This is a genomic window from Klebsiella indica (assembly GCF_005860775.1).
GTDB classification, from domain to species: Bacteria; Pseudomonadota; Gammaproteobacteria; order Enterobacterales; family Enterobacteriaceae; genus Klebsiella; species Klebsiella indica.
This window is the reverse complement of the sequence record NZ_VCHQ01000003.1, coordinates 43,784-70,504: the sequence shown is the minus strand read 5'-3', so window position 1 is coordinate 70,504 and position 26,721 is coordinate 43,784. Positions and strand designations below refer to the sequence as shown.

The 26,721-nt window shown below is 57.6% G+C and carries 25 protein-coding genes and 1 pseudogene; 9 read left to right on the top strand and 17 right to left on the bottom strand.

Features of this window, described 5'->3' with window-relative positions; translation table 11 throughout:
- Positions 1–41 precede the first annotated feature (41 nt).
- The 7 genes and pseudogenes from FE839_RS02420 to FE839_RS02390 form a co-directional block, all read right to left on the bottom strand.
- Positions 42–830: an ABC transporter ATP-binding protein gene (locus tag FE839_RS02420; protein WP_138358779.1), complete on the bottom strand. Its 789-nt coding sequence runs from the start codon at positions 828–830 to the stop codon at positions 42–44.
- The gene (locus FE839_RS02415) at positions 824–1,819 is read right to left on the bottom strand and encodes an ABC transporter permease (protein ID WP_138358777.1); all 996 of its coding nucleotides are present in this window, start codon (positions 1,817–1,819) and stop codon (positions 824–826) included. Before FE839_RS02415 ends, FE839_RS02420 begins: the two co-directional genes overlap by 7 nt.
- Complete coding sequence (locus FE839_RS02410) at positions 1,800–2,837, bottom strand: ABC transporter substrate-binding protein (RefSeq protein WP_138358775.1); 1,038 nt, start codon at positions 2,835–2,837, stop codon at positions 1,800–1,802. The genes FE839_RS02415 and FE839_RS02410 overlap by 20 nt, the downstream gene beginning before the upstream one ends.
- A complete protein-coding gene (locus tag FE839_RS02405; RefSeq protein WP_138358773.1) occupies positions 2,834–3,802 on the bottom strand; it encodes an ABC transporter substrate-binding protein in 969 nt (322 codons plus the stop codon). Before FE839_RS02405 ends, FE839_RS02410 begins: the two co-directional genes overlap by 4 nt.
- An 11-nt stretch (positions 3,803–3,813) precedes the next feature.
- Positions 3,814–4,902 carry an acyl-CoA dehydrogenase family protein gene (locus FE839_RS02400; RefSeq protein ID WP_138359011.1) on the bottom strand — a complete coding sequence of 363 codons (1,089 nt, stop codon included), beginning with the start codon at positions 4,900–4,902 and terminating at the stop codon, positions 3,814–3,816.
- Positions 4,903–4,936: 34 nt separating this feature from the next.
- A pseudogene (locus FE839_RS02395) lies at positions 4,937–6,041 on the bottom strand (LLM class flavin-dependent oxidoreductase).
- Between the two features lie 145 nt (positions 6,042–6,186).
- Positions 6,187–7,080 carry a LysR family transcriptional regulator gene (locus tag FE839_RS02390; protein WP_138358769.1) on the bottom strand — a complete coding sequence of 298 codons (894 nt, stop codon included), beginning with the start codon at positions 7,078–7,080 and terminating at the stop codon, positions 6,187–6,189.
- A 254-nt stretch (positions 7,081–7,334) separates the two neighbouring features.
- Between FE839_RS02390 and FE839_RS02385 the strand changes: the two genes are divergently transcribed.
- Together FE839_RS02385 and FE839_RS02380 are read left to right on the top strand one after the other, a co-directional pair.
- Positions 7,335–7,931, top strand: a complete 597-nt coding sequence (locus tag FE839_RS02385) for a cysteine dioxygenase family protein (RefSeq protein ID WP_138358767.1) — start codon at positions 7,335–7,337, stop codon at positions 7,929–7,931.
- 1 nt (position 7,932) lies between these two features.
- A complete protein-coding gene (locus FE839_RS02380; RefSeq protein ID WP_138358765.1) occupies positions 7,933–9,513 on the top strand; it encodes a rhodanese homology domain-containing protein in 1,581 nt (526 codons plus the stop codon).
- 43 nt (positions 9,514–9,556) lie between these two features.
- On the opposite strand, the gene mhpT is transcribed toward FE839_RS02380, so the two are convergent.
- The 7 genes from mhpT to FE839_RS02345 form a co-directional block, all read right to left on the bottom strand.
- The gene (gene mhpT / locus FE839_RS02375) at positions 9,557–10,753 is read right to left on the bottom strand and encodes a 3-(3-hydroxy-phenyl)propionate transporter MhpT (protein ID WP_138358763.1); all 1,197 of its coding nucleotides are present in this window, start codon (positions 10,751–10,753) and stop codon (positions 9,557–9,559) included.
- A gap of 74 nt (positions 10,754–10,827) precedes the next feature.
- The gene (gene mhpE / locus FE839_RS02370) at positions 10,828–11,847 is read right to left on the bottom strand and encodes a 4-hydroxy-2-oxovalerate aldolase (protein WP_138358761.1); all 1,020 of its coding nucleotides are present in this window, start codon (positions 11,845–11,847) and stop codon (positions 10,828–10,830) included.
- Positions 11,844–12,794, bottom strand: a complete 951-nt coding sequence (gene mhpF / locus FE839_RS02365; protein ID WP_138358759.1) for an acetaldehyde dehydrogenase — start codon at positions 12,792–12,794, stop codon at positions 11,844–11,846. The genes mhpE and mhpF overlap by 4 nt, the downstream gene beginning before the upstream one ends.
- Positions 12,787–13,593, bottom strand: a complete 807-nt coding sequence (gene mhpD / locus FE839_RS02360; protein WP_138358757.1) for a 2-keto-4-pentenoate hydratase — start codon at positions 13,591–13,593, stop codon at positions 12,787–12,789. Before mhpD ends, mhpF begins: the two co-directional genes overlap by 8 nt.
- Before the next feature lie 9 nt (positions 13,594–13,602).
- Complete coding sequence (gene mhpC, locus FE839_RS02355) at positions 13,603–14,469, bottom strand: 2-hydroxy-6-oxonona-2,4-dienedioate hydrolase (RefSeq protein WP_138359009.1); 867 nt, start codon at positions 14,467–14,469, stop codon at positions 13,603–13,605.
- Between the two features lie 17 nt (positions 14,470–14,486).
- The gene (gene mhpB / locus FE839_RS02350) at positions 14,487–15,431 is read right to left on the bottom strand and encodes a 2,3-dihydroxyphenylpropionate/2,3-dihydroxicinnamic acid 1,2-dioxygenase (protein WP_138358755.1); all 945 of its coding nucleotides are present in this window, start codon (positions 15,429–15,431) and stop codon (positions 14,487–14,489) included.
- Between the two features lies 1 nt (position 15,432).
- A complete protein-coding gene (locus FE839_RS02345; RefSeq protein ID WP_138358753.1) occupies positions 15,433–17,097 on the bottom strand; it encodes a bifunctional 3-(3-hydroxy-phenyl)propionate/3-hydroxycinnamic acid hydroxylase in 1,665 nt (554 codons plus the stop codon).
- A 190-nt stretch (positions 17,098–17,287) separates the two neighbouring features.
- On the opposite strand from FE839_RS02345, the gene FE839_RS02340 reads away from it, so the two are divergent.
- From FE839_RS02340 to FE839_RS02325, 4 genes are all read left to right on the top strand, one after another.
- A complete protein-coding gene (locus FE839_RS02340; RefSeq protein WP_138358751.1) occupies positions 17,288–18,094 on the top strand; it encodes a DNA-binding transcriptional regulator in 807 nt (268 codons plus the stop codon).
- Positions 18,095–18,192: 98 nt separating this feature from the next.
- A complete protein-coding gene (locus tag FE839_RS02335; RefSeq protein WP_138358749.1) occupies positions 18,193–19,254 on the top strand; it encodes an ABC transporter substrate-binding protein in 1,062 nt (353 codons plus the stop codon).
- Complete coding sequence (locus tag FE839_RS02330; RefSeq protein WP_138358747.1) at positions 19,244–20,251, top strand: FecCD family ABC transporter permease; 1,008 nt, start codon at positions 19,244–19,246, stop codon at positions 20,249–20,251. The genes FE839_RS02335 and FE839_RS02330 overlap by 11 nt, the downstream gene beginning before the upstream one ends.
- Positions 20,248–20,997, top strand: coding sequence for an ABC transporter ATP-binding protein (locus tag FE839_RS02325; protein ID WP_138358745.1), 750 nt, complete (start codon positions 20,248–20,250; stop codon positions 20,995–20,997). Before FE839_RS02330 ends, FE839_RS02325 begins: the two co-directional genes overlap by 4 nt.
- Here the strand turns inward: FE839_RS02325 and FE839_RS02320 are convergent.
- Positions 20,981–21,721, bottom strand: a complete 741-nt coding sequence (locus FE839_RS02320; RefSeq protein ID WP_138358743.1) for a substrate-binding domain-containing protein — start codon at positions 21,719–21,721, stop codon at positions 20,981–20,983. The genes FE839_RS02325 and FE839_RS02320 overlap by 17 nt on opposite strands.
- Before the next feature lie 92 nt (positions 21,722–21,813).
- Positions 21,814–23,676: a bifunctional sugar phosphate isomerase/epimerase/4-hydroxyphenylpyruvate dioxygenase family protein gene (locus FE839_RS02315; protein WP_138358741.1), complete on the bottom strand. Its 1,863-nt coding sequence runs from the start codon at positions 23,674–23,676 to the stop codon at positions 21,814–21,816.
- A 132-nt stretch (positions 23,677–23,808) separates the two neighbouring features.
- Here FE839_RS02315 and FE839_RS02310 point away from each other — a divergent pair, with 132 nt between their 5' ends.
- Positions 23,809–24,447 (top strand): TetR/AcrR family transcriptional regulator, encoded by a 639-nt coding sequence (locus FE839_RS02310; RefSeq protein ID WP_138358739.1) that lies wholly within the window; start codon positions 23,809–23,811, stop codon positions 24,445–24,447.
- 23 nt (positions 24,448–24,470) lie between these two features.
- Here the strand turns inward: FE839_RS02310 and fumD are convergent, their stop codons facing one another.
- Positions 24,471–24,683, bottom strand: a complete 213-nt coding sequence (fumD, locus tag FE839_RS02305; RefSeq protein ID WP_138358737.1) for a fumarate hydratase FumD — start codon at positions 24,681–24,683, stop codon at positions 24,471–24,473.
- 229 nt (positions 24,684–24,912) lie between these two features.
- On the opposite strand from fumD, the gene ynhH reads away from it, so the two are divergent.
- A complete protein-coding gene (gene ynhH, locus FE839_RS25070; RefSeq protein WP_421807841.1) occupies positions 24,913–25,185 on the top strand; it encodes a protein YnhH in 273 nt (90 codons plus the stop codon).
- Between the two features lie 6 nt (positions 25,186–25,191).
- Positions 25,192–26,604, top strand: coding sequence for a pyruvate kinase PykF (gene pykF / locus FE839_RS02300; RefSeq protein ID WP_138358735.1), 1,413 nt, complete (start codon positions 25,192–25,194; stop codon positions 26,602–26,604).
- The last annotated feature ends 117 nt before the right edge of the window (positions 26,605–26,721 follow it).

The following is a 26,721-nucleotide window of genomic DNA, read 5'->3' as shown; positions in this document are numbered from 1 at the left end:
TAAGGCGTAAAAACGCCTTATCCGGGTTACCGGTCAATGCCTTACCAATCCTCTGCCTGCCCCAGAATGCGCAAAATATCCTGCCGATGCTGCAACAGCAGCGGATTGTCACGATGGCGAGGAAATTCAAGCGGTAGCGCAAATTCGGCGATAATTCTCCCAGGACGCGGCGACATGACCAGTACCCGCTCGCATAGCAGTAACGCCTCTTCGATATCGTGGGTCACCAGCAGGCTGGTATAGCCCTGCTGCTGCCACAAGGCGATCAACTCCCGCTGCATACTGATGCGTGTGAGCGAATCGAGTTTTCCCAGCGGCTCATCTAATAACAGAAGGCGCGGTTCATTTAACAACGCGCGCGCCAGCGCCGCACGTTGCGCCATCCCGCCGGAAAGCTGACGCGGCCACGCCTCGCTAAATGCCTGGAGTCCGATTCGCGAAATCAGCGCGTCGGCCTTTGGCTCCAGCCCCTTCTTCCCCTGCGCCTGCGGCCCCAGCAGCACGTTTTGCCGCACCGTCAGCCACGGGTAAAGCGTCGGGTCCTGAAACACCAGAATCCGCTCGGGCCCCGGTCCGCCCATCGTTGTACGATCGATCTGGATCTGCCCGCTCTGCTGCGGCTCCAGCCCCGCCAGCAGCCGCAGCAGGGTCGATTTACCGCAGCCCGATGGCCCGAGCAGCGCAACGCTCTCTCCTGCCCGTAGTTGCAGGCTGATATTCTCCAGAACCGGAACCGTCTGTTTACCGAGGGTGAACGCATGATGAAGATGATTTATCGACACTTCAGCCCCGATCGATGTCGCCTGGGACGTTACCGTCGCAGTTACCATTGCATCCCTCCCCGCTGCCAGCTCAGCAGCCGGTCACGTACCGCAAACAGCCCGCTTATCAGGCCAGAGCATAAAAGCGCCATCATCAGCAACGCCGCGTACATATTGGGATATGCCGCCCAACCCTGCGCCCATTGCAAATAAAAACCGATCCCGGATTTCACCCCCACCATTTCGGCGACAATCAATACCGAAAATGATGCGCCAAGCCCCATAAACAGGCCGACAAATACGTTCGGCAAAGCGGCAGGAATCGCCACTCGCAGGATCAGAAAGCGCTGGCTGGCACCCAGAGTCCGCGCCACGTCATACCACGCCTTATCGATACCGATAACCCCGGACCAGGTCAGTACCGTGACCGGAAACCAGGTACTGAGCGCAATCAGAAAAACGCTGGCGCCGAAACTTGAGGGAAAGATAAACAGGCATAAAGGCAGCAGGGCGGTGGACGGCACCGGCCCCAGCAGGCGTAAAACCGGATGTACCCAGTAGCCGATGCGCTGGGACCAGCCGATCGCCAGACCGCTGATAAAACCGCTGCTAGTGCCAAGCAAAACACCGAATCCGAGTAACCCCAATGAATGCAGCAGACTATCGAGCAGACGCGGCCAGTCATCATGCAGCACTTCAATCAGCGCCTGCGGCGGCGCGAAAAACGGCACAGGCAGCAACGCCGTTTTCGCCGTCAGACCTTCCCATAGCGCAAACAGCACCGGCAGCAGCGCCAGCCACTTTCCGGCATGCTGCAAACGCGCGCCCCGCTGCCGCCAGTAGCGGTAGCTCAGCGCCAGCAGCAACAGTCCGCCGCCGATAGTCAGCTGCGCCAGCGCCCACGCTTCGCTAAACGGCCAACGTCGCCCGGCATCAGGCCAGGCCTGCGTAAAGAGGCCGCCCAGCAGCCATAGCGCGGCGGCAAGCCCGCCTTCCCGCCACAGCGACCTGCGACTTGTCTGGCACGATAGCACCCGTTCAGGCGAATACGTTGGCATAAATGCTCTCCGCAAACTGGTGAGGATCGACGCCCTGTTTGATCACCTGAACGCGCTGAAGGTCCACGGCGTACTGTGTCAGCTCTTTGACAAACGCCTCGCCCACCGCGTGGTGGCCGTGCCCCTGGCCGTGAAGGATGCCGCTAATCTCCGCTTCATTGGTATTCAGAGCATGGGCGAGGAAGGATTGCGCCACGCTTTCCGGGTGCGCGGCGGCATAGCTGTGCGCCTCAAGAATAGCCTGAGTTAGCGCGGCCGCCGCAGGTTTATGATCACGCACCAGGGTCCCGCTGACGCCCAGCACGCAGCAGCTCAGATTTGCGTAATCGCCGGTCATATTGCTGGCGATAAGCTGATATTTACCGGTTTTCAGCAGGCGATAGCTAAACGGTTCGCTGCCGCTAATGGCGGCGATTTCGCGTTTATCCAGCGCCACGCTGAGCAGATCGGCCGGATAGACTTTCCACTGCACATCGCTTATCGGATCGATGCCGTGGCGCTTAAGTAAAATCGCGAAGAAGTTTTTATCTGGTCCGGCCATATCGGTGACGCCAATCGTTTGCCCTTTCAGGCTATCAAGGCCGCCGAACGGCGAATTTTTTGCCGTCAGCAGATTCAAACAGCCGCCGTGAGTCCCGGCAGTAAGCTTAACGTCAAATCCCTGCTCCAGCGCCTTCAGCCAGCGCAACGCCATTCCCACTCCGGCGTCGGCCTTGCCGGTGGCAATCGCCTCCAGCAGCACATCCGTCGAATTACCGAAGTTAACGAACTCAACATCGAGATTATACTTACTGAAAATTTTCTGCTGCTCCGCCACCGCGACGGGGGCAAGGCATACCGCGTTTTTGTTGATCGCCAGTTTAATTTTGTACGGTTCCGCCAGGCGCAGAGCCGGATGCGCCAGCCCGCTGCCTGCGGCTGCCATATCATGGGCCCATAGCGGCAAAGATACTCCCGCCAACGCGGCGCTACCGGTCAACTGTAAGAAACGACGACGGGAAAAACCGGATGTCATCATGGTGCCACCTCCACCTGCGCGGCAGGCACGCTAAAACCATTATCAAATGTCGGCTTCACGTCCAGCTTTGCGCGGATCAGCCCATTGGTGAAATAAAAGTCCGCTGTAGACTGCTGCTGGGCTACCGTCTGCGGGTCCAGACGCAGCCACTGGGAATGGCGATTGGCGAACTGCGCGCGGGCGATATCCGCCGGGAAACGGATAATTTCCCCCAATGTTTTGCCGTAACTATCGAGGTTGTCGTAGGCCCAGCGCTGGGCCGTGGCCAGGCGATTAAGGTAATCCTGAAGCGCCGCATGCTTTTGCGGATCTTTAAGGGCATCATTCGTTGCCGCCAGGAAGGTATTGCCCGGCAGCAGCCCTTTACCGGTGACCAGGATCTGCCCGGCACCGGTCTTGACCAGTTGGGTCGTATACGGCTCCCAGGTCGCCCAGGCATCAACCGAGCCGCTAAGCAGCGCCACTTTGGCATCCACCGGACCGAGAAATACCCACTGCACATCTTTCGGCGAAATACCCGCCTGTTCCAGCGCTTTCAGCGCCACGAAATGGCCAATCGACCCCTTACCGGTGGCGATACGCTTGCCTTTTAAATCCGCCGCGTTTTTCAACGGACTGCCGGGAGAGACCAGCACAGCAGTACCGGCCGGGTTGCTTTTATCGACGGCAATAGCTTTGACCGGCGCACCGTTAGCCAGTGCGAACAGCAACGGCGCATCGCCGATAATCCCGGCATCCACGGCACCTGCATTGAGCGCTTCCGCCAGCGGCGCGGCGGCCGGGAACTCGGACCACTTAATATCGTAAGGGAGATTTTGTAAGGCATTGGCGGCCTCCAGCTGCGAACGCATTCCGCCTTTTTGATCGGCGATTCGCAGCGTGATTCGTTCCTGGGCCGCCGCATAGCCGCTCAGCGCCAGCAGGATGACCGCCCCGGCTAAACGGGTAAAATTGAGTATGCGCATATGAATTATCCTTATTTTTTAAAAACATATTTACCTGCCGCCAGCCACGCACTGTCGTTCTGCGGGGTATGAACCCGTCCGCACAGCACGTTGCGATAGTGGCGTTCCAGAGGGTTTTGCCGACTCAGACCATGATTGCCGGTGAGCTCCAGCGCCAGATTCACCGCCTGAATAGCATTCTCGGTAATGGTGACTTTTGCGAGGTTCGCCTCGATGACGGAAAAATCCAGCTCTGCGGCCTTCTCCAGCAGAGTGCGATTCACCAGTAACAGCCCGTCAATTTGCCCGACTTTTTCCTGCACTCGCGGCAGGCTGGAAAGCGGTTGTCCAAGATTTCCGGGAGTCCGCCCGTTAAGCCACGCCACCAGCCAGTCGCGCGCTGCGCGAGCGATACTGTCGTAAATCGCCGTGAGTAGCGCCGTATGGCGGTTGGCAAACAGACGGAACTGTTCGGCATCCTGAGCCGGAGGCGCATCGGAAGACCATACGTCCACCGCGTTCTCTGCGGCCACCCGCACGTTTTTCAGAATGACTTCGTGGCTGCCGGTTGCCCGCATTCCGGCGTGATCCCAGCTTTTAACAACGCTGATGCCGTCGCTATCGCGAGGAACCAGCCAGGTGCCGATCAGCGGCGGACTGTCGTCGCTGCGCCCCCAGATAGCCAGCCAACTGAGACCCTCGATCCCGGTGGTATAGATTTTATGACCGCTAACTTGCCAGCCCTTTGCGCTGCGGATCGCCACGGTTTGCGGCAGACCGCCGCGTGCCGGAGAGCCCAGTTCCGGCTCCACGCGCAGGCTGTTGATTAAGCCACCTCGTTCGACGGCATCCTGAAAAACCCGCTGGCGTAGCGGTTCAGCCCAGTTTTCGTTCTCCGCCAGCCGCAGATGGTGCAGATACTGCATGCAGACGATCAGCGCCGTCGCCGGTTCGCCCCAGGCAATGGCGGCGATGGCCTGCTGAAGCCCTGGCAAACCGACCCCCGCCCCGCCGTACTGCTGCGGCACGGCGAGGCTTAAAAACCCGCGCTGGCGCAGACGGTCAATATTGTGCCGCGGAAAGTCGCCGCTGACGTCGAGGCTGGCCGCCTGCTCCGCCATGAGTTGACGAATCTCCGGGAGCTGCTGAGCCCAGTCATCGGTAGTCTGAGTGGTCACGATGCGCGCTCCGCTACGGCGCGTAATGCGGCTTTTTCGCGGGTAATCGGCAGCAGCGCTTTACCGTAGTCCTGGGCATCGTTGAGCGGATCGAATCCACGGATCAGGAAATTACGCACGCCGAGATCGTAGTAATCAAGCAGCGCATCGGCGACCTGTTCCGGGGTGCCAACCAGCGCGGTGGAGTTGTGCCCTCCGCCCACCAGTTGCGCAATCCCGGTCCACAGGCGTTTATCCACCACCTTGCCCTGCTCTGCCGTTGCCCGCAGGCGCTGCGCCCCGACGCTATCAGGTTTGGCTTTAAAACCGCCCACGGTCTGCGCCGCCCGCTCGGTAGCGACATGGAGAATATGTTCGGCCTTCTCCCAGGCCTCAGCTTCGGTATCGGCGATAATCGGACGGAATGAGACGCTGAAGCCAATTTCACGCTGATGTTTCGCCGCCTCGGCCCGCACGCGCTGAATAGTTTCCTGGGTTTGCGCCAGCGATTCTCCCCACAGGGCGAAGACGTTGGCATGTTTGCCGGCTACCGCAATAGCCGCGTCCGATGAGCCGCCGAAATAGAGGGGAATATGCGGCTTTTGCAACGGACGAATCGCCGACCAGGCCTGCTCCGCCTGATAAAAATCATTGGCGATATCCACCGGCTGTTCAGCGGTCCAGACCTTGCGAATGGTGTCGAGGAAAGCATCGGTACGCGCATAGCGCTGATCATGATCGAGATAATCGCCATCGCGGCGTTGCTCTGCGTCATTGCCGCCGCTAATGATATGCACCGCAAGGCGTCCCCCCAGCAGGTGCTCAAGAGTGGCGAATTTACGCGCGGCAAGGGTTGGCGAGATAAAACCGGGACGATGAGCCAGCAGAAAATTGATGTTTTGCGTCGATAGCCCAGCCAGCGCAGTCACCAGAAATCCGTCCGGTTGATCGGACCAGTGCCCGACCAGCAGGCGGTCAAAACCCGCAGCTTCATGGGCTTGCGCAAAGCGTACGATGTAATCGCGATCGAAGATCGGCCCCGCCGGAGGAATGGTTTCGGACGACAGACGGTGGCCAATCATGCCGAGAAACTGAATGCTCATACAGAACTCCTTGTATCAGGATAACGAATGGGCCGCAGCGGCGGCGCGTTTTCATTACCCTATACACAGGCCCTTAATGAACAAAATGCATTTTTATCATATCTTAATATGCGATATCGGCATTTAAATAAATTAAATATGTATTTCAACCAGATACATTAAGCTGCTGAACGATTTTACCGGCAAAAAAAGTGAGCGGCTGGCTGAGGTTCGCCAGATTCTGCGCATGAACCAGCCATAGATGAACCTCGGGATGAAAATCCTCCAGCGTCAATACCGTAACGTCATCGCGCCACGGACTGGCGGCCAGCGCAGCGCGCGGCACCAGGCCAAGTCCCAGCCCCTGAGCCACGAGGCCAATTTGCAACTGAGCCCCTGCGGTTTCCACATTCAGCGTTAGGCGCAATCCCTGTGATTGCAGCGCACGGATCAGCCCGGCCCGCAGGCCGCAGCCATCAGCATTCAGCACCCAGCCCTTCTCCGCGCAATCCCGCAGCGCGCCGGCGTGCAGACGCCAGCTTTTCGCCGCAATCACCACAATATCCAGCGGGCACAGCAGTCGCCCGCTGTATCCTTCAGCAAAACTTTGTTGTTCAGGCCCCATCGCCAGCACGCCATCCAGCTCGACGCTCGCCAGCCGTCTTTGCAACAGTCCGCTCCAGCCGCAGGTGACCTGCGGTTGCAGAGCGGGGAATTGCTGACGAAGCGCCGTCAGCGCCGGTTGCAGCGCAGTTTCCGCCACGCTTTGCGGCACGCCGAGCCGCAGGATGCCTTGCGGTTCCGCCTCGGGATCAAGCAGGCCATACAGCTTTTTAGTTTCCCGCTTGATGCTCAGACACTGTTCGTAAACCCGGTGTCCGGCGGCGGTCAGGGTAAGCGGTCGGGTCTGACGCGCCAGCAATGTGACGTTCAGAGTTTGTTCCAGACGCTGAAGGCGACGAGTGATCGCCGATTGGGTAATGCCAAGATAGTCTGCGGCCTGGTTAAGGGAAGAAAACTGTACGGTGGCCAGCAGAGCGTCGATGTCGTCAATGCGCATAGCGTCCTTAAAGCCTGGCCCATCAGAGCTATTTTGCTTGCCATTTTGAACCTGGGCAGTGCTCAGAATCCTCACGTACTACGTGTACGCTCCGGTTCTTCCGCGCTGGCCGTGTTCAAACTGTCTGCGCCAATGACGCTTGATGGGTAGGCTATCAATGTTATTTTTGCATATTAATATATTCAGAAATTGCATTTTAATTATATTAACGCCTTTGCTAGCGTAAAGACCAGTCCCGATAACAGGAAGCGACCATGACCGCACCGCAAGTGGAAAAATTACGCCAGTTTATTCAGGACATTGACGCCCTGCATCGCGAGTTTGCCGATGAGCCCGCTTTGCTTGATGCCGTGGCCCGGCGTCTGGGCGAACTGGTGAAAAAAGATGACTGGCTACCGGAAGAGTACACTCTGCCCCATCCTCACCATTATCAGCAGTATCTGTTACATGCCGATTCCGGTCAGCGCTTTTCCGTAGTGAGTTTCGTCTGGGGGCCCGGACAATCGACGCCAATTCACGACCATCGGGTGTGGGGGGCTATCGGTATGCTGCGCGGCGCAGAGGTGAATCAGCGCTACCGCCTGAACAAGAGCGGACAACCGGTGGTTAGCGGCCTTGCCCAACAACTCTCCCCTGGCGAAGTGGAAAAAGTCTCCTCCCAGGATGGCGATATTCACCGGGTAAGCAACGCGCTGGCGGATAAGGTTTCTATCAGTATTCACGTTTACGGCGGCAATATCGGCGGCGTCAGGCGCGCGGTTTATACCCCGGAAGGACTCGTCAAACCTTTTGTCTCCGGCTACTCCAATCGTCACTTACCCAATATCTGGGATCTCTCTAAGGATAATTAATATGTCCACATACTCTTATCGCCCGGCGGCACAGCTGCGCCAGGCGCTGCTTGACGGCGCAGAGCTGGCGCTGATCGATGTTCGTGAAGAGGCCGAATTTGCGCGCAATCATCCACTTTTCGCCGCCAGTCTGCCGCTCAGCAAGCTGGAACTGGAAATTTTTCGCCGCGTACCGCGCCTGACGACGGCAATTACCGTTTACGACGACGGTGAAGGTCTGGCGGAACAGGCCGTTGAGCGCCTGCATCGCTGGGGTTATCAGGATGTGACTTTACTGGAAGGCGGCCTGCAGGGCTGGCAGCGTAGCGGCGGAGAGCTGTTTCAGGACGTCAATTCGCCGAGCAAAGCGTTCGGGGAACTGGTAGAGAGCAAGCGACATACGCCCTCTTTGAGCGCCGAAGAGGTGAAAGCGCGAATCGATAACGGGCAGGAAGTCATTATCGTCGATGCACGCCGTTTCGATGAGTATCAAACCATGAATATTCCCGGCAGCATCAGCGTGCCTGGCGGGGAACTGGCGCTGCGCATTGAGGGACTGATTCCTTCGCCGCAGACGACGGTTATCGTCAACTGCGCAGGGCGTACACGCAGCATTATCGGCAGCCAATCGTTACTTAATGCCGGTCTGACAAATCCGGTTTATGCATTGCGCAACGGCACTATCGGCTGGAGCCTGGCGGGACTCGAACTTGAGCACGGCCAGCAGCGGCGCTACGACGCAGATTTTCGCGCCTCGGCTGAGCGGGTGGCGGAGGTAACGCAACTCGCCGAACGCGCGGGGGTTGTCTTTATTGACAGCCATACCCTTGAGCGCTGGCAGCAGCAGCCCGCGCGTACCACTTACCTGTTTGATGTCCGTAGCCCGGAGGAGTACGCCGCAGGCCATCTGCCACAGAGCATCAGCGCGCCCGGCGGGCAACTGGTACAGGAAACCGATCATTTCGCCAGCGTACGCGGAGCGAGAATCGTGCTTATCGCTGATGATGGCGTTCGTGCGCCAATTACCGCCTCCTGGCTGGCGCAGATGGGCTGGGAGGTTGCCGTATTAAACAATGCGCGCCTGGATGACTTTAGCGAACGCGGCAATCCCGCCGCCAGCGTACCGCCGGGGCCGCAGGCCGTGGAAATTTCCCCGCGCCAGTTAGCGGAACAGCTGCGGGAACCGGGCACCATAGTGCTGGATTTCACCACCAGCGCCAACTATGTCTCCCGTCATATTCCCGGCGCTTACTGGCTGGTCCGTTCACAGTTGCGCCAGGCGCTGGAGGTGCTCCCTACAGCTGAGCGTTACGTTGTCACCTGTGGCAGCAGCCTGCTGGCAAGATATGCGGTGCCCGAAGTGGCGGCATTAACCGGTAAACCGGTGCAACTGTTGAATGGCGGAACGCTGGCGTGGATTAACGCCGGGCTGGCGCTGGAACATGGCGAGACGCATCTGGCCACGCCGCGTAGCGATCGCTATCGACGCCCGTATGAAGGGACCGATAATTCGCCTTCGGCAATGCAGGCCTACCTCGACTGGGAGTTCGGCCTCGTTGAACAGCTGGCACGCGATGGCACACACGGATTTAAGGTGCTGTAAATCGGGAAAGTCCCCCGCTGGCGCTGCGCTTAACCGGAAAACCTCAGGCCACCGCCGAACGCTTCTGGCGTTTCATCAGCCAGAATACCGCCACGCCGGCCAGCAAAATACCGGGGGCGGAGGCGGCCATCACCCCAACAGTACCGGTACCCAATGCCAGCATTTTCCCGGCCAATAGCGGGCCGCTCATCGCGCCAAGACGGCCAATCGCCACCGCGCTACCCACCCCGGTGACGCGGATTTCGCTACGATAAAACAGCGGAGCCAGAGCATAGAGCACGCTCTGCCCGCCGGTGGCGAACAGTCCGGCGACGAACCCTGAAAATAGCATCGCCCCCAGCGATGTGGCGGTTCCCAGCGCCAGCAGCGACGTCAGCATACCGCTGTAAATCAGCAGCGACATCCACAGCGGACTGAGCTTATCCATCAGCGTGCCCAGCAGCAGCGTGCCGCAGGCGGCGCCAAACTGCAGCACAAACATCACTCCCGCCGCCTCGCTGGCGCTGAATCCCTGGCCGACTAACAGCATCGGCAGCCAGTTAATCAGCATATACACCACCAGCAAAGTGAAGAAATAGCACAACCACAATAGCAAGGTAGCGGTGGCATTATCCGGTGCGAACAACGTGCGCAGCGGCACGCTTGTCGTGCGATGCTGAAAAATCGGCGATTCCGGCAGCCAGCGAATCAATAATGGCACCAGCAACAGCGGAACGATACCGCCAACCCAGAATACCGTCTGCCAGGCGTTCGCGAGACCGAAAAAACCCAGCGCCGCCGCCAGCGCCGCGCCAATGGGAACGCCGCAGTACATCAGGCTGACCGCTCTGCCGCGAAAGCGGGGACCGGCGGCTTCCGAGGTTAACGCAATCAGATTCGGTAACGCCGCCCCCAGCCCGATGCCGGTAAACACGCGTGCCAACAGCAGCACCGGGAAACTCCACGCCAGCGCAGTGGCAATCGAGAACAGGCCAAACAGGAAAACCGAACCCAGCAGAATCCGCTTGCGGCCATGGCGGTCCGCCAGAATACCGCCAATCAGCGCGCCGGGCAGCAGGCCTAGGATCCCGGCGCTGAAAACCCAGCCCATCTGCATTTTATCCAGCGCGAACGCCCGCGCCATACCCACGGCGGCAATACCCGCCGCCTGCAGATCCAGCCCTTCCATCAGGGCCACCATAAAACAGAGCCCGACGGTTAACATCAGGCGTGAAGCGCGTGCAGTATTGGTCGTCATCATAGTGTACCCAGGAGATATCCTGATAATCGGAACAGGTGAATGGCGGCTGATACCTTGCCAGCCGCGCGTTTCTTTTATTTTTTATGCTGGTTAAGCAGATCCAGCGCGACATCGACGATCATATCTTCCTGTCCCCCCACCATCCGCCGCTTGCCCAGCTCGACAAGAATATCGACCGCGCTCAACCCGTAACGGGCCGCCGCCACTTCGCTATGGCGCAGGAAACTGGAGTACACTCCGGCGTAGCCCAGCGCCAACGTTTCCCGGTCAACGCGCACCGGGCGGTCCTGTAGCGGGCGCACCTGTTCGTCGGCAGCGTCCATTAACGCGTAGAGATCGGTACCGTGGTTCCAGCCAAGCTTATCGGCCGCAGCGATAAATACCTCCAGCGGCGCGTTACCCGCGCCAGCGCCCATTCCTGCCAGGCTGGCGTCGATCCGGTCGCAGCCCTCTTCCACCGCGACTATTGAGTTGGCGACCCCAAGACTCAGGTTATGGTGCGCGTGCATCCCGGTAGCGGTTTCCGGCTTCAGTACCGTCTTCAGGGCGCGGAAACGGTCGCGAACATCGTTCATATTCATCGCGCCGCCGGAATCGACCACATAGATACAGGTCGCGCCGTACGATTCCATCTTCAGCGCCTGCTGCGCCAGCTGTTCCGCCGGGATCATATGGCTCATCATCAAAAAACCAACGGTGTCCATTCCCAGTTCCCGGGCAAAGGCAATATGCTGCGCGGAAACATCCGCTTCAGTACAGTGAGTCGCGACCCGCACCACCCGCGCCCCGGCCTGATATGCATTTTTAAGATCGTGCAACGTTCCGATGCCCGGCAGCAATAACGTGGCGATTTTCGCCTGACTGACCGACTCTGCCGCCGCTTCAATCCACTCAATATCGCTGTGTGCGCCAAAGCCGTAATTGAAGCTCGATCCCTGCAAACCGTCACCGTGGGCGACTTCTATTGAATCCACGCCTGCGCTGTCCAGCGCCCGGGCAATCTGGCGGATATGATCGAGAGAGTATTGGTGGCGTATGGCGTGCATGCCATCGCGTAGGGTCACGTCTGAGATATAGAGTTTTTTACCGTTCATGCCGCGTCTCCCGCCGTGTCGTTCATCGCCTGGGCCATTTTTTCCGCCGTTGCCAGCGCCGCCGAGGTCATAATATCGAGGTTACCGGCGTAGGCTGGCAGGTAGTGCGCCGCCCCTTCAACTTCCAGGTAAACCGCGGTTTTCAGGCCGGAGAAGCGGCCAACGCCCGGCAGATTCACCGGCTTATCTTCGCGGATCACCTCAAACTGTACCTGCTGCTTCAGGCGGTATCCCGGCACATAAGCCTGCACTGCCGCCGCCATCTCCGCGATCGAAGCGGCAATTTCCTGCTGCGACGCCGCTTCGCTGAGTACATAAACGGTATCGCGCATCATTAGCGGCGGCTCCGCCGGGTTCAGCACGATAATCGCTTTGCCTTTCGCCGCCCCGCCGACTTTCTCAATAGCCTGTGAGGTGGTTTCGGTAAATTCATCAATATTGGCCCGCGTTCCCGGCCCTGCGGATTTACTGGCAATCGAAGCGATAATTTCCGCGTAGTGCACTTTCGCCACCCTGGATACCGCCGCCACCATCGGGATAGTCGCCTGACCGCCGCAGGTCACCATATTAACGTTACCCTCGGCAAGATTGACCGCAAGGTTGACCACCGGTACACAGTACGGGCCAATAGCCGCCGGCGTCAGGTCGATAACGCGGATCCCCGGTTTGGCTTCCCGCAGCGCGGCGTCGTTTTTCACATGCGCCCCGGCGCTGGTGGCGTCAAAAACAAAATCGATATCGGCGAATTCCGCCATCTGCAGCAGGCCGCTAACCCCCTGGTAGGTAGTGGCAATCCCCATGCGCCGGGCGCGGGCCAGGCCGTCGGATTCAGGATCGATGCCGACCATCACCGCCATCTCCAGATGTCGCCCGTGACGCAGAATTTTGATCATTAAATCGGTGCCGATATTGCCGGAACCAATAATCGCGACTTTACGTTTACTCATCACTGCCTTCCTCTTCGGCGACAAAAGTGGCCGCGACTGAACCTAAACCGTCGATATCAGCCGCGAAACGATCGCCGGCGTTAATCGCCACCATTGGGCCTAACGCCCCGGTCAGCACAATATCCCCGGCCCGTAGCGGCTCGCCGAGGCTGGCCATTTTGCGCGCCAGCCACACCGCCGCATTTAGCGGATGACCGAGACATTCGCTGCCGCACCCGCTGGAAACCTCCTCCTGATTACGGGTCATACGCATGACGCAGTTTTTTAAATCCAACCCGTCCGGACGTCGCGCCGGGCTACCAAGCACGTAGACGCCGCAGGAGGCGTTATCGGACACGGTATCGACAAAACCAATCGACCAGTCACGAATGCGGCTGCCAACCACCTCCAGCGCAGGTAGCACCCAGTCAATAGCGGCATAGAGTTCATCAAAGGTGGTATCGGTGTGTGGCAGGTCGTGCCTGAGCACGAGGGCAATTTCTGCCTCAATTTTCGGCTGCAGCACCCGGGAAAACGGGATGTCGGCGTTATCGCCGTAGCACATATCGGCATACAGGGTGCCAAAGTCCGGCTGGTCAACGCCCAGCTGTCGCTGCACTTTAGGATGGGTCAACCCCACCTTACGCCCCACCACCCGGCGACCATTCGCGACGTGATGCCGCACGTTAATTTTCTGGATGGCGTAAGCCGCCTCGGCATTATCGACGCCAGGAATATCGCGCAGCGGTTCCATCGCCTGGCCCGTGGTTTCCGCCTCACGCAACCGTTGCGCCAGTTGTTCAAGAGATAACGAAGTCATGATGGTTCCTCAGGTTCGCGCCAGAAAATCGAGCACCAGTTGATTGAAACTGTCCGCATGCTCCCACTGTGCCCAGTGGCCGCAGTCGCGATAGATATGCAGTTCTGAGCCATTGATCCCGGCCAGCAGACGTAGCCCGGCGTCCATCGGCACAAAGCGGTCATTACGCCCCCAGACAATTAAGGTTTGTGCGCTAATTTCGCCGAGCCGCGGACTAAAATCCGGGAACTGTTTAGGATTGGCTTCCAGGCTCTTGACGAAATTATCCAGATGTTCCCGGCGGGACAGCATATTGTTGAGTCGGGCTTCGAACAGCGCGTCGGTCAGATCGCGGGGATCGAAGACAAAGATATTCATCATCTTTTTCAGGTTTTCGATAGTCGGCTCACGGTACAGGCCATTCAGCAGCTTGATGCCTTCCGTTGGCATCGGGGTAAACAGACTCATCCCGCCGGTTCCGCCGCCCATCAGCACCAGCTTGCCGACGCGTTCCGGCCAGCTCAGGGTAAAGGCCACCGCGCTGTGGCCGCCCATGGAGTTGCCCAGCAGATGCACTTTGCTGATCTCCAGTTGGTCAATAACGCTTTTCAACACCCGGGCGTTCAGGTCAGAACGGGAGCCGCTGTTGACGATGGAATCGCTTTTCCCCCAGCCAGGGCAATCCAGCAAAATCACCCGGTAGCCCGCCTCGACCAGCGGATCGATATTGCGGCTGAAGTTGGCCCAGCCGGTGGCGCCGGGGCCGGAACCGTGCAGCAGGACCACGGTTTCATCCCCCTGGCCGCAGTCGTTAAAATGGATACATAATGTTTCTCCGCCCTCTTCGACGTTGAGGAAACGGCTGGTGGCGGCTTCAGTTTGTGGTTGGTAGCTCATCATCTTCTCCCTTTAATTCAGTTCAGCGTGGTAGCGCTCAGCGAGCCAAATCCGGCGATCCACTCGGGGACAGGTCGGTAATAACGGCTCTCGCAGCGCCAGTTGCCAAAAGCGGATAGCGCGGCAAAGGCGGCCACCCAGGTTTTAATTTCGTGCGTCGATTTCCCTGCCATTGCCGACAGTTCTTCATTACTGATGGCGTCCAGCTCCGCCAGCCGCCCCTGCGCCAGCAGGCTCATAAAGCGGTTGTCCCAGATGGGGTTGAGCGGATAGAGCGAGTTCTGGTCCTTAGTAAACTGTTTCGCTGCGCTAATGACCCGCTGCTGGCGACGTTCCCGTTCATCCGGCGGCAACTGCTTGCCGCTGCCCAACAACCGGTCGCGCATATGGGCGTCGGCCTTCGCCAGCTCCGGCACCGGCGGCTGATGCGACAATCCGCCGGAGCCAAGGATTAATACCCGTTTATTCAGGGTGGTAAGGAAGCGGCCAATGGCTTCGCCCAGCATGCGGGTACGCTGAAATCCCGGCAGCGGCGTGGCGACGCCGTTGATAAACACCGGCAGAACCGGCCGCTTATCCAGGCCGCCAAGCAGGAACTCCAGGGGTTGCGCAAAGCCGTGATCCACCTGCATGCAGTAAGAAACCGCCAGATCGATCCCGTCTTTCATCACCGCATGGGCGCAGGCCTCTGCCAGCGACGTCGGCACCGGCAGAACGCCGCTGGCGCTGCTGAAATCGCCGATGGAGGTTGCGCCGATCCCCAGGCAGAACGGCGGCATCACATCGTAGAAAAAGCCGTTGTAGTGATCGGGGGCAAACAGCACCACCAGTTCCGGGTCAAAGGCGGCAATTTGCGCCCGCGCTTCGGCAATGACACCGTTGACCTCGTCCAGCACCGCCTGTTCCGGGTCTACGTAGCCCACCAGCGGGGTATGAGAAAGACAATGAAGCCAGACATTCATATCAAGCCACCTGTTCAATGGTTGTTGCGGGTTGTGCGGGCGCCAGCTGCATTTTGTTCGCCAGCGCGTCGAGGTTGTTGCCCAGGGTTTGCGGTATCGCCACCGTCGCGACAAAGCGATCCGGTCGCACAACGGCGATGGCGGTACCATGCTGTGCAAACCAGCTTTTCAGACGGTTTTGTGCGTCGCCGAGGCGGATGACGCCGGGAACGTTGTCCTGCTGGCGGTGAATTTGTATGTCTGGCACCACCTGGATAAAACAGGTCCCAGCGGCGCGCCAACGGGAAATCTGCTCATCGTTTAACCCCCACAGCGGGTTGCAGCCCCAGGCGATAATGGCGAACCTGGCGCCAATCACTTCATCCAGCAGCGTCACCTGGCCGCCCTCCAGCGTCACTTTCGGCTGGATAAACATTTTGCCGACCGGTGAAGTCTTACTTTCGCCTTCGGCCAGCAGCGCGCCGTCGCGATACTGCGGCATCGGCTTGAATCGCATTTCGAGGAAGTAGCGTTTAACCGGCGGCAGGTAGTTGAGCAGCCACGAGATACCGTCGCGCACTGCGCCATGCCAGCGTTTCGTCGGCGCCAGGACATTACCGGCGGTAACCGACAGGTCAATCATTGCTTTGGCGTGATCCCGTCGCTCCTGCTGGTAGCTGTCCAGCAGCGAGTCCCCGGCTTTCCCGTTCACCACCAGCGCCAGTTTCCACGCCAGGTTGAACGCATCGCGCATGCCGCTGTTATAACCTTGCCCCTGCCAGACCGGCATGATGTGCGCGGCATCGCCCGCCAGCAGTACGCGGTCTACGCGAAAGCGTTCGGCGATGCGCGCGTTATGGGTATAAACACGCTGACGAATCAGCTCGACGCGATCCGGGTCCGGCAGCACCTTACTCAACAGCTGGCGCATATTGTCCGGTTCGCTAAGCTGGGCTTCGGTTTCGCCGGGCATCACCATAAATTCAAACCGCCTCACCCCGTGCGGCAGCGCGGCGGACACATACGGACGCACCGGATCGCAGCACAGATAAACATGCGGCGTCGCGAGCGGGTCGTTGGCGATATCGATCACGATCCACTGATTGGGCGCGGTTTTACCTTCAAAGGGAATATTCAGTGTGCGACGAATAAAACTTGCCCCGCCATCGCAGGCTACCAGCCAGTCGGCACGTACTGTTTCTCGCTCGCCATTGAGACCTTTTATATTCAGGGTGACGTTGTCACCATTCTGGGTAAAGGCTTCGACTTCACGGGAGAACAGGCAGCGTACATGCGGAAAACGCTTCAGGCCGTCGTACATCACCGCATCAACCTGCGGCTGAATAAAGGCATTCCGGCGCGACCAGCCAAACTCATCGGTCATCGGCTGAATATCGGCAAAGCAGCGCCCTTTCGGGGTAAGAAAGCGCATCGCGTGCCACGGTGTGGTGTGCGGCAGCACATTGTCCACCAGCCCCACCGCCTGCATCGCGCGCAGCGCCTCATCGTCAATACCGATGGCGCGGGGATAATCGATCAGCGATGCCAGCTTCTCAATCAACAGTACGCTGACCCCCATCTGCCCCAGGTAGTTGGCAATCATCAGGCCAACCGGACCCGCGCCGGCAATGGCAACCTGAGCAATATGCTGTACAGCAGGCTGGATATCAGGATTCGATGTTGTCATGTTCAGAACCTCACGCTTCGGACAAATTGCCGTCATTCGGACAATATCCGCCCGGCATTTTGTTAATTAAATGTGAATATATTTTTATTGAGAGGTCAGTATAGGTTCGATGATTTGCGCTACAATCAAAACATCATCAGATGTGCACCAGGTGCACATAGTTGTTTAAATTGATTTTTGTTGAGGTAGCATGATCGAAAACTCATCGACGGATTACAAAATAGTGCGCGGATTAAGCCGCGGATTATTGTTATTAAATTTGTTAAATAAATTCGATGGAGGCGCGACGGTGAGCACGCTGGCCGAGTTTAGCGGTCTGCATCGCACCACCGTCAGACGACTACTGGAAACGCTACAGGAGGAGGGATATGTTCGCCGCAGCCGTTCCGATGACAGCTTTCGGTTAACGATCAAAGTTCGCCAGTTAAGCGAAGGATTTCGTGACGAACATTGGATTTCTGCCCTCGCCACCCCACTGCTTGGCGAGCTGTTGCGGGAAGTTTTGTGGCCCACCGACATCACCACCCTTGATGTCGATGCGATGGTGGTGCGCGAAACAACGCACCGGTTTAGTCGGCTCTCCTTTCACCGGGCGATGGTTGGCCGCCGTTTGCCTTTGCTGCTGACCGCGTCCGGATTAACCTGGCTGGCCTTCGCCCCACAGCATGAGCGAAACCCACTCATCGACATGCTGGCCGCACGCCCGGAAGCGGAGTATCAATTGGCCCGCGAACCGGAAAAGCTGGCGGCGATTCTTGAACGCACCCGGCAAAATGGTTATGGCGAAAACTTCCGCGGCTGGCAACAGGAAGAAAAAATCGCTGCCATTGCCGTGCCAATCCGCAGCCAGCAGCGGGTTATCGGCTGCCTGAATCTGGTGTATATGGCTAAAGCAATGACCATTGAGCAGGCTGCGCAAAAATACCTTGTCGCGTTGCAAAAAGTAGCCAGCCAGCTCGAAGAACGGATGGCTGACGAAGAAGTGTTTTACGAATAACCCGCATTTTGAAAGGGAAAAGCGCCGATAACCATTGCGCCTGACTTCGCTATATATTCTAATGCATAACGTTAATTCATTCGCTATCGAGTCACGCCATGTTCAAACACCCGCGCTTTTTGCTCACGCTGACGCTATTAAGCGCCAGTCTGTTCGTCAATTCGGCCTTTGCCGACCGAACCATTACCGACCAGATAGGCCGTCAGGTCACCCTTCCCGACCATGTCACCCGCGTCGTGGTACTCCAGCATCAGACCTTAAACCTGCTGGTACAGCTTAACGCCGCAGAGGATATCGTCGGCGTCCTGAGCAGCTGGAAAAAACAGCTCGGCCCGCAGTTTGCCCGCTTTATGCCGAACATTGAGAAACTGCCGACGCCGGGCGATCTGACCCAGGTCAACATCGAAAGCCTGCTGGCGCTGCGCCCGCAGGTGGTGTTCGTCGCTAACTATGCCCCGCAGGCGATGATCCAGCAGATTCAGAATGCCGGGATCCCGGTGGTGGCGATTTCGCTGCGCCAGGATGCCGCAGGCGAAAAAAACAAAATGAACCCGACGATGGTCAACGAAGAGCAGGCATACAATGAAGGCCTGAAAGAAGGTATCCGCCTGATCGGTACCGTCGTCGATCGTCAAAAACAGGCTGAAGATCTGATCAATTACACCTTCAGCGCGCGCGCAAAAGCCAACGCGCCGGTGGCCGATATCCCGGAAAACCAGCGGGTGCGCGTGTATATGGCTAACCCGGATCTCAACACCTATGGTTCCGGCAAATATACCGGGCTGATGATGAAGCACGCCGGAGCGTTAAATGTCGCCGCCGCCAGCGTAAAAGGCGCGCGTCAGGTCTCGCTGGAGCAAGTGCTGCAATGGAATCCGCAGGTCATTTTCGTCCAGGACCGTTACCCGAACGTAGTGAAACAGATCCAAAACGATCCCCAGTGGCAGCGCATTGACGCGGTGAAAAATCACCGCGTGTGGCTGATGCCGGAATATGCCAAAGCCTGGGGCTACCCAATGCCGGAAGCGCTGGCGATCGGCGAACTGTGGATGGCGAAAAAACTCTACCCCTCACGCTATAACAACGTTGATGTCAATGCACAAGCGCAGGATTACTATCAGCGTTTCTATCGCGTGAAGTGGACACCGGATGCTCAGTAAGCGTCATCCAGCCCTGCTGCAATATACCCTCGCGCTGGCGACGCTGTTGATTGCCGTCGCCTCGATCAGTTTTGGCCAGTATCCCCTGAGCCTGACGGAAGTTCTGCGTCAGTTAGGGCATGCTTCCGCCACTGGCGATGTGACCGGGCAGATTGTCTGGTCGATCCGGTTGCCGAGAATCGTAATGGCGCTGCTGGCCGGCGGCGCGCTGGGGCTGTGCGGGGCCACGTTGCAGGGTGTATTCCAGAACCCGCTGGTGGACCCGCATATTATCGGCGTGACCTCCGGCTCCGCGTTTGGCGGCACGCTGGCGATTCTGCTGGGGCTCAATATCCCGCTGATGATGACGTCGACCTTTTTCTTCGGTCTTGCCGCGCTAATCCTGGTTTACCTGATTGCCGCACTGCAGGGACGGGAAAACACGCTGGCGCTGATTCTCTCGGGCATTATTCTCAGCGGTTTTTTTGCCGCGCTGGTAAGCCTGATGCAGTATCTCGCCGATACAGAAGAAACGCTGCCGAATATTGTCTTCTGGCTGCTCGGCAGTTTCGCCACGGCAAACTGGCACAAAGTGTTTATCATGGCGATTCCGCTAACCTGCGCAGCAGCGGTGCTCATTAAACTACGCTGGCGGATTAACCTGCTGGCGCTGGAAGACAAGGACGCACGCGGACTGGGGGTTTCCGTCACCGCCCTGCGTCGCGGCGTACTGGTGTGCTGCGCGGTTCTGGTCGCCGCTCAGGTCGCGGTGAGCGGCAGTATTGCGTGGGTCGGGCTGGTGATCCCACACCTGGCCCGGCTTCTGGCAGGCGCCGATCATCGGCGTCTTCTGCCAACCGCTTTCTGGCTCGGCGGCAGTTTTATGATTATTGTCGATGACCTTGCTCGTACGCTGACGCAGGCGGAAATTCCCATTGGTATTATTACCGCTCTGCTTGGCGCGCCGCTGTTTACCTGGTTGCTGGTACACTCCCGGCGCAGAGGCGCGCACGGATGACCACTTCTCTGCGTTTAACCGAATTACGCTACGGCCATCGTCAGCCATTATTTGCGCCGCTGAGCCTGCAATGCCGCGCCGGCGAGACCTGGGCGGTACTCGGCGCTAACGGGCGCGGTAAAAGCACCCTGCTTGATACCCTGACCGGGGTGCTGACGCCGCTCGGCGGTCAGTTTGCCAGCCAGGGCGGTATCGCAATGGTGCCGCAGTCATTTCGTCCGGCTTTCAGCTGGCAGGTACGCGATGTGGTGCTGATGGGACGGGCACGCCACGTTAATCTGTTTGCGCAGCCTTCAGCGCAAGATGAGCGCCGGGTACAGGAGGCGCTGGCGCAACTGGGGATCGCGCCGCTGGCCAGCAAAGTATTTCGCTCCCTTTCCGGTGGACAGCAGCAGCTGGTGATGATCGCCCGGGCGCTGGTGGGCGCCAGCCAGAATGTGTTACTGGATGAACCTTGCTCAGCGCTGGATCTCGCCAACCAGCAGGTGGTATTGCAGTTGATTAGCGACCTTGCCCATCGCCACAAACGCACCGTGCTCTTTACCACTCACGATCCGACCCATGCTCTGCAGGTGGCAAGCCACACTCTGCTCCTGCTGCCGAACCTTCAGTGGCTGGCGGGAAAATCAACAGACGTGCTGACGGAAGAGAATCTTCAGCATGCCTATGGTTTGCCGGTACATAAAATCAATCATCCCGGCTCGGCGGTACCGCTGCTGGCTCCTCAGTTTACGATTCGTCGTTGATGCCCAAAAACCCCGCGTTTTTCAGATAGCGCTGGCCCTCGGTACTGAGGATAAAACGGCACAGCTGCCGGGCACCGGCGCAGGGGTCAATTTGCGTCAGGTGATAGTCGCAGCAAATATTCCACGGCGCAGGGATGACCAGCATGCGCAGGTCGTCATACGCCGTCATCTGCATGGCATAATGCGCATAGCCGATAAACAGATCGGTTACGTTTTCATGAAGCAGCCATGCCCCGGCGATTTCTCCCGCAGGCACCCGCAAAGAGTCTCGTCCGCCAACCAGTTGCTGCGCGCGGGCCATCATGGCGGCGCCAGTGCCGGGACAACGCGCATCAATACGAGAAAAAAGCTGCCAGGTGTAATCGCCGGATGGATCGCAGCCGGGCGTGGAGGTGGCAAGACGCAATCCGGGATCGCTGAGCAGCGCCAGCCAGTCCCGCGCTTCAGTGTCCGCGCCACGGCGGGCGGTCAGCATCAGTTGGTTACGGGCGAACAACTGGCACTCTCCGGCCAGCCCGGCCTGGCGCAGCGCCTGCGGATGCTGGCGATTAGCCGAAGCAAATACAGAGCATGGCTCCCCGGCCTCGATACGCTCACGCAGCAGGCCTGCCGGACCAAATTGCGCTTCGACCGTTATCCCACACTGTTGTTGAAAACGCGCCAGTAGCGGAAGGAACGCGCTTTTCAGGCTCCCCGCCGCTAACAGCCTTAAAGAGGTTGTCATAAGCACCCATCGCTATATTCCAGAAAATATAGCGATATATTAACCGGGTTCAGGTTGTTTCAGCAGCCAATTTCCACAAACGGAGGAAATCATCACGGCTTCTCCGACAAACGCATCGCCGACAGGCGCACCGCCGCGTTTACCGCGCCATATGCCGCATAACCTTTGCGTCGCTCGATTAACTCGAAGAAAAAACGACCGGATGAGAATGGACGGGTGTAGAGGTGCAGGAACTCACCGCCGCTATCGTCGCGATCGTAGAGAATGTGCAGACGTTTTAGCTGGTTAATGCAGTCTTTGTCGCCAAAACGAGCCAGCAGATCCTCGTAATAGTTCGCCGGGATCGGTAGCGCGTTCACGGAGACCTGCGGCACGTGTTCAAGCGTGTCGGGTAAATCGCGGCAGGCAAAAGCCGCATGCTGTAAACCGGCTCCCTGATAGCAGGCCACCGAGCGGGCGATCTGAGTCGCGCGGCTTTGTGAAATATTTAACGCCAGGCGAATATCCCCCTGTGGGCTGCGCACTGCCAGGCTGCGCACCAGCCCGTAGGGATCCGGCAGCGTCTGTTCATGCTCAAGGGTGAAACCGAATACGGTACGGAAAAAGATAATCCAGTTATCGCGGCTGTCTGCTTCCATGCCGAGCGCCAGGTGGTCAATGCCACAATAATCCTCACGCAGGGTGAGATCCGTTCGCAGATGAAAATCGCGAGCGTAAATATCCTCGCCCGTTTCAATCAGGTAAATCAGACTGCCGTCCGGGGCGCAAATCGCCGGGATTGAGCTTTCATTTGGCCCGGCATCCCCCTGCCAGGTGGCGTAACCGTAGGCGCGGGCACGCGCCACGCTCGTGCTGCTGTGGCTGACGCGCAGCGCCATGGCGCAGAGTGAGACCCCGTGCCGCTGGTAAAAATGGTCGGCCCAACTGTGAGGCTGGGCGTTGACCACCACCCGAGCCCCACCATTGCGCCAGAGGGAGACGCATTTAGAACGATGCGTCCCCTCCTCGGCAAATCCCAGTTGCGCCAGCCTTTGTCCCAGTTCGTTAGCTTCCGCGGAACCGGCGGTAAATTCAATAAACGCCAGCCCGGCATAAACGGGGAGTTCAGCCAGGCTAAACAGCGGCGCGTCGCTCTGCGGTAACCGCTGGCGGGTCTGCTCTTCCAGCCACAACAGCGAGCGATAGCCGTCTTTCGCCGTCGCGCCGTTGGGCGATCCGCGAAAGCTGTCGTTGAAAATCTCCAGCGACCACGGGCCGCGATAGCCGCAGCGGGTCAGCTCGCAGGCAAAATCCACCAGCGGCAGTTGTCCCTGCCCTGGAAAACAGCGGAAATGCCGACTCCATTCCAGGATATCCATTTTCATCCGCGGCGCATCGGCCATCTGCACAAAAGTGATTTTCTCCACCGGGACTTCCGTCAGCCGCTGAAGCGTGTCGCCCCGCGCCAGAACATGGAAACTGTCGAGGACAATTCCCAGCGCCGGACTGTTGACGCTTTTAACCCGCTCCCAGGCCTGATGCCAGCGGTTGACGTGCGTGCCCCAGGCCAGCGCCTCGTAGCCGATGGCGATGCCCTCGCGCTCTGCCAGTTCAGCCAGAGCGCGTAAATCCGCCACCTGCAGTTCAACATCCGCAGAACAATCCGGCTGGACATTACTGCACAGCAACATCGTGTCACAGCCCAGCTCATGCATCAGCGCGAATTTGCGCCTGGCCCGTTCCATATTCGCCGCAAACTGGTCGCGGCTGGCGCCTTCAAAATCACGAAAGGGTTGAAAAAGCGTGATTTTTAGCCCTAAATCAGCCACCTGATGACGGATATCTGCCGGCGTGCCGGTATAATAGAGCAGATCGTTTTCAAAGATTTCAACGCCCTGATAGCCTGCCGCAGCAATCGCGTGCAGCTTTTCAGGTAACGTACCGGAGATCGAGACGGTCGCGATGGAGCGCAGCATACGTATCCTCGTGTCATTATCAGCGCTAAGATCTGAATATGTATCATTTGGTTCAATTGCGCCATGATGGGTTGCGACATTGCGACCACTATGCCTATTTTTTCAGCTTAAGAACTCAGAAAAGGAGCCGTTATGCCCCCCGTTGCTCATGATGATGCACTCTCCCTGAAAGAGAAGATCTTCGCGGCCGCCATTACCGTATTCGCCGGGCATGGCGTGTCGGGCGCGAGACTGGAACAGATCGCCACCGAGGCGCAAACCACCAAGCGTATGGTGGTCTATTACTTCAAAACTAAAGAACAGCTTTATCTGGCGGTATTACAACATGTCTACGCGCGGATCCGCGAAACGGAGCAGCAGCTTGGTCTGGAAAATGTGCCGCCGGTCGAAGCGCTGGTACAACTGGTGAAGTGGAGCGTGCGCTTTCACGCCACGCACGCCGATTTTATTCGCGTGATTTGTATGGAAAACATGCAGCGCGGCAAGTGGCTGAAAAAATCCGGTCAACTGAAACCATTAAACCGCACCGCCCTGTCGATTCTCGAAGATATTCTGCAGCGCGGCCAGCAGCAGGGAATATTTCAGGCGGGGCTGGAAGCGCGCGATGTTCACCGGTTGATCAGCAGCGTGAGTTTTTACCAGGTATCAAATTTTTATACCTTCAGCAGCCTGTTTATGGACGATCCGTTACCAGAAATTGACGACGAAGCGATGATTGAACACCACAGCGATATTGCGGTAAAAGCGGTGATTCGTTTCGTCATTTCCTGATCTGCGGCACAACGCAGGCGCGGTCAGTTCCCCGAAAGGGCGTCGACCACTTTTTCCATCGCTTCCCGGGTCAGCGCGGAGCGCTGGACTTTCAGGTTTGCGAGGGCCGTTCGCACCACGCCCGCAATGACAATATGTTTCGGTTCCTGACCCAGATCGCGCATTTCCAGCACCACTTTGCCGACTACGCGACACATTTCCTGGTACAGTTCATCGTCTTTGGCTTTATTTCCCATGCAAGTTAACCCACAAATTTTCATTACCAATCAATTCATTATTGATATATTTCCCGACAAAATCAAACCAGCGTGGTATTTGTGGGTCAGAGAGCGATTTTTTCAGTGAAACTTGTGAATAAACCTCGTTTTCCACACCATTTATGTTATCAGTCACTGAAAAAATGTGTTGCGAATATTCATTAAATTAGTTTGCATATTGTTAAGTATATGACTATAGAAATGAAACATGGTTTTCATTTTCTTTTTGCTTTGGGCAACGTATAATGCCGACAAATACTTATTGAATGGTTTCAGCGCATTGGATTGCATAACTCAACGCATAACAAATCGCCTCTTTTCATGGGCTGAACCGCCAGCACACATTCTTCTGCACGCTCTTATGTTGTCGCCTATCCTTAGAGCGTGGCATCGCAACTTTCGTAAACCCGGTTTAACTCTGTGGCAGTTCGCCCGCGGAGTGAGATTCCTCCATCCTTATCCTTCACAACTTAAAGATTGAACTGTCATGAAAAAGACCAAAATTGTTTGTACCATCGGTCCGAAAACTGAATCTGAAGAGATGCTGACCAAAATGCTGGACGCAGGCATGAACGTTATGCGTCTCAACTTCTCCCACGGTGACTACGCTGAACACGGGCAACGCATCCAGAATCTGCGCAATGTGATGAGCAACACCGGCAAAAAAGCCGCTATCCTGTTGGATACCAAAGGGCCAGAGATTCGTACGATTAAGCTGGAAGGCGGCAACGATGTCTCCCTGAAAGCCGGCCAGACATTCACCTTCACCACCGATAAATCCGTTGTGGGTAATAACGAAATCGTTGCGGTGACCTATGAAGGCTTCACCAGCGACCTGAGCGTCGGCAACACCGTACTGGTGGACGATGGTCTGATCGGGATGGAAGTCACCGCGATCGAAGGTAACAAAGTGGTTTGTAAGGTGCTGAATAACGGCGATCTTGGCGAAAACAAAGGGGTCAACCTGCCTGGCGTGTCTATCGCGCTGCCAGCGCTGGCGGAAAAAGACAAACAGGACCTGATCTTCGGTTGTGAACAAGGCGTTGACTTCGTCGCGGCCTCCTTTATCCGCAAACGTTCTGACGTGGTGGAAATCCGTGAGCACCTGAAAGCCCATGGCGGTGAAAGGATTCAGATCATCTCTAAGATTGAAAACCAGGAAGGCCTGAATAACTTCGACGAAATCCTTGAGGCTTCTGACGGCATTATGGTCGCGCGTGGTGACCTGGGCGTTGAAATCCCGGTTGAAGAAGTTATTTTTGCCCAGAAGATGATGATCGAAAAATGTATTCGCGCGCGTAAAGTGGTTATCACCGCGACGCAGATGCTGGATTCCATGATCAAAAACCCGCGTCCGACCCGCGCGGAAGCAGGCGACGTTGCGAACGCTATCCTCGACGGCACCGATGCTGTAATGCTGTCCGGTGAATCCGCAAAAGGTAAATATCCGCTGGAAGCCGTCACCATCATGGCGACCATCTGTGAACGTACCGACCGCGTCATGACCAGCCGTCTGGAGTACAACAACGACAACCGCAAGCTGCGTATCACCGAAGCGGTTTGCCGCGGCGCCGTCGAAACGGCGGAAAAACTGGAAGCGCCGCTGATTGTCGTGGCAACCCAGGGGGGCAAATCCGCCCGCGCCGTACGTAAATACTTCCCGGATGCCACCATCCTGGCCCTGACCACCAACGAAACCACCGCCCGTCAACTGGTACTGAGTAAAGGCGTTGTCGCTCAGTTGGTTAAAGAGATCTCTTCCACTGACGCGTTCTATATTCAGGGCAAAGAACTGGCGCTGCAAAGTGGCCTGGCGCGTAAAGGCGATGTGGTGGTTATGGTCTCCGGCGCATTAGTTCCGAGTGGCACCACCAATACCGCATCCGTGCACGTGCTGTAATAATTTACAGGTTAATTAACCTTACCTTTAAAAGCGCCTCTTAGGGGCGCTTTTTTTATTCCAGTACTAGACACTGCTAATAAAAATGCAAATCGAATTTTACTATTTAATGCGAGA